Genomic DNA, 2,717 nt, shown 5'->3' with positions numbered 1-2,717 from the left:
CCGGAATCTGTAGGATAGTTCTCGGAGGTGACTTTTCTGACTTTGTTACTCGATGGCATCCAATGGGCCGATAAAGCGGTAGAAAATCTGGATTTTCTGGACGTATTCGCCATCGACCTTTTCCGCTCTGGATACCAGAATCTTGTCAATCAGCTGATGCAGAATCTTATAGTTCAGTTCGGTGATACCAGCGTACTTGCTGACTTCATCAATAAAATCCTGAATCTTGTCCAGCTGATCGTGTTCAGCACGGCCTTCCCGCTCGTACTGCTCAATCTTCTCGGTCAGTTCAGCCTGTTCTTTGTCGTAGCGATCTGCAAGCATTTGAAAACGTTTCTCCGGGAGAAGTCCCTTTGATACGTCCTCATAAAGTTTTGCATACAGGTCTTCGATTTCTGCGATTCGTGCTTTACACTGCTTCAAATCCCGTTTGTGCTGCGCCCGGTCAGAGGACACCCGGAGGTGCATCTGATTTGCAATCTTCTTCACAAGGGCTTCCCGATTGCTCACAGCGGCCTTTGCGTGTGCCTGAATGTCCGCAAAGACAGCTTCATGCAGAACACGGGCTTCCAAATTATGCGAGTCACAGGCTTTCGCACCATATTTCCGATAAGTGCTGCAACAATAAAAGGTCTGATCCAGAACACTGTTACGTTTGCGCCTGTGCTCGACCTTGACTAACATCGTTCTGCCGCAGTCTGCACAGCGGACGATGCCCTTGAAGATATTGTCGTAGTCGGTCTTATCGCACATAAAACTACTGGAACGGCTGTAAAGGATTCGCTGCACGTTCTCCCAACGGTCTTGTGGGATGATTGCTTCATGTGTATTCGGAACGATAGCGCGTTCTTCAAACGGAATATAACGCCGCTTTTTGGATTTCATGGACACGGTGGGCTTGGCTTCGTAGATGATGTGTCCGGCGTAGACTGGGCTGTGCAGAACCTGACTGATATAGGCACTGTCCCAATCATACATCTTTTCATCATCAATAAAGCGGCCAAACATCTCTTTCTTGTAGTAACACGGCTTCAAGACTTTTTCATCGTGGAGCCGCTTGGCGATGCGGTGAAGCCCCAGCCCTTCCTCTGCCATTGAATAGATATACTCAACAACGGGGGCGGTGTTCGGGTCGATCACAAGGTGATTGTGGTCGGCAGGGTCTTTCTGGTAGCCAAACGGTGCGCCGCTGGAGATATACTTTCCACTTTTCTTGCGTGTCCGAAGGGCACTCTTGATCTTTCGGGAAGTGTCTTTGGCGTACATTTCATTGATGATGTTTCGGAACGGGGCAATATCCATCTGAGATTGCTCGTTGGAATCATAACCATCGTTGATTGCAATATAGCGGACACCGTGTTCAGGAAAGAAGATTTCCATATACGTTCCGGTTTCGATGTGGTTGCGTCCAAGTCGGGACTGGTCTTTGGTAATGACTGTTGCCACCTTTCCTTCCCGGATATCATCCAGAAGTTCCTGAAAGGCAGGGCGGTCAGAGTTCGTACCGCTGTAACCATCATCAACATAGTACTGGCAATTCCCGAAACCGTTGCGTGTGGCATACTCCATAAGCATCGCCTTTTGAGTGCGGATGCTCAGGCTTTCGCTGTTTGAACCGTCATCTTTTGACAGTCGGCAGTATAAAGCAGTTACTTTTTTGTCCTTTTCCATGTGTACCTCCATAATGGAAAAGAGACCTCATCAATCACATTGTAGCGGATGCTGCGTGACGATGCAAGCCCTTTTCCGCAGTAAAACGTCCATTTAGCCAGCGGCGAGATACGATTCGGCAGTTTTACGAATTTCTTCTTCCACAAGCCGCTGAAAAAGCGTATTCATCGGCACATTGCCGATATAATGGCGTTCCACGATCAGGCGCACGGACTTCGGACTTCTCGGCGCACGTTTGCGTGTGGTGGGCTTCTTCTCAGATTTTTCTTTGTTCAAGGGCAGACCTCCTCATTCATGTGGTGCAAATACGGAAAGGAATGGATGGATTCTATTCGTTTTTCTTTTTTTGTTTTATTACGTTGGTTAGGTGAAAGTTTTCTTCGATACAGTCTTAAAGGCTGCTATACTGCATAGGAAAAATATCTTTTGCAGATGCCATTAAGAATCTGCATCACAGAATCGTGATTTTGGCGGTTCTTGAATCGTGAAAAACGCAGAACTATTCAACATTTGGAATTTTCACAAAGATGTGATTGGGCGAAGAAAACCGCGTTCGTCTGCGCTCAATCAATCCCGCAGCGTCCAATTCCTTAAGCGCACTGGAAACACTGACAGTGCTGCGCCCTAGCTGCTCAGCCAAAGAGCAAATCGTAAAAATGACAAACACGAATCCACGTTCATCTATCCAGAGATTTTTCTGCGAGAGTGTGGCACGGTCGAGTAGCAACACATAAGTCATTTTTGCAGTCTGACTCAGGTCAAGTTCCAAAAGGAAGCGTGGGTATGGGAGAAACGGCGGCAGCGGAGTTTGCGTGGTAAGATATTCTGAAATGTTGATCACCTCCAGCTGAAGCAGAAATCAGGAACAAAGAGTATGTAACGAGAATTGGAGGGTTCCAATTCTCCAGTCGCAGAAAAGCACGAAACAAGTGCTCAACTGCGTTAATAAGTTAAGGTCTCCCATATTGGTCCTCGACTTCCCTAGGAGTGGGGAATCGTCCGGCGGCGGGCTTGCACCGCACCATTGGCATTTCAGCCACCCCGTC

Annotated in this window: 2 protein-coding genes; both read right to left on the bottom strand. The window is 47.7% G+C overall.

All coding sequences use genetic code 11. From position 1 onward, the window contains the following. Window positions 1–45 precede the first annotated feature (45 nt). Complete coding sequence (locus tag DXB44_RS14245; RefSeq protein WP_243111192.1) at window positions 46–1,671, bottom strand: recombinase family protein; 1,626 nt, start codon at window positions 1,669–1,671, stop codon at window positions 46–48. Window positions 1,672–1,764: 93 nt separating this feature from the next. Continuing rightward, window positions 1,765–1,947 (bottom strand): hypothetical protein, encoded by a 183-nt coding sequence (locus DXB44_RS14240; protein WP_005945116.1) that lies wholly within the window; start codon window positions 1,945–1,947, stop codon window positions 1,765–1,767. Window positions 1,948–2,717 lie beyond the last annotated feature (770 nt).

It is taken from the genome of Faecalibacterium sp. OM04-11BH, assembly GCF_003482185.1.
Classification (GTDB): Bacteria; Bacillota; Clostridia; order Oscillospirales; family Ruminococcaceae; genus Faecalibacterium; species Faecalibacterium tardum.
This window is presented reverse-complemented; position numbering and strand designations above follow the sequence as displayed.

What these genes read in the sequence shown, in the direction of transcription:
- DXB44_RS14245 (WP_243111192.1), bottom strand. Translation starts at nt 1,671, where the DNA reads ATGGAAAAGGACAAAAAAGTAACTGCTTTATACTGCCGACTGTCAAAA.